Source organism: Ralstonia sp. TCR112, from assembly GCF_007997035.1.
GTDB classification, from domain to species: domain Bacteria; phylum Pseudomonadota; class Gammaproteobacteria; order Burkholderiales; family Burkholderiaceae; genus Ralstonia; species Ralstonia edaphi.
In genome coordinates, this window is the sequence record NZ_VOSS01000223.1 from 1 (window position 1) to 562 (window position 562).

Sequence of the window (562 nt, forward strand, 5' to 3'; positions counted from 1 at the left end):
TACCGTACTGATGTGTGACTGGGGCGTCAAGCGCATAAGCTAAAGTGCGCTGGAACGTCGTGAGGCGCTGTCAGTCTCATGCCACATTCTTTTCGGATTCAAGATCTAGAGGATTTCATGACCCCTGCCCTGACCTTCCGCTCGACGCGTTTTTCGGTGCTGCGCTGGCTGGCACTGTCGTTGGCCGTGCTCGCCGCACCGTTTTTGTCTGCGTGCGGCTACAACGATTTCCAGGCGAAGGACGAAGCCACCAAAGCGGCCTGGGCCGAGGTGGTCAACCAATACCAGCGCCGTGCCGACCTGATTCCGAACCTCGTCAACACGGTCAAGGGCTATGCCTCGCACGAGAAGGACACGCTGGAAGCCGTGACCAAGGCCCGCGCCGCAGCCACCAGCTTCCAGATCACGCCGGAGGTGCTGAATGATCCGGCCGCCTTCCAGAAATTCCAGCAGGTGCAGGGCGAGCTTTCGAGCGCGCTGTCGCGTCTGATGGCCGTGTCGGAAAACTACCCGCAGCTCAAGGCGGACCAGTCGTTCCGTGATCTGCAATCGCAGCTCGAAG

Annotated in this window: 1 protein-coding gene; it reads left to right on the forward strand. The window is 60.3% G+C overall.

The genetic code is table 11. The features are described 5' to 3' along the window. Positions 1–117 precede the first annotated feature (117 nt). Positions 118–562 (forward strand): LemA family protein (locus FUT88_RS25485; RefSeq protein ID WP_147219335.1); only part of this gene is annotated, 445 nt, incomplete at its 3' end.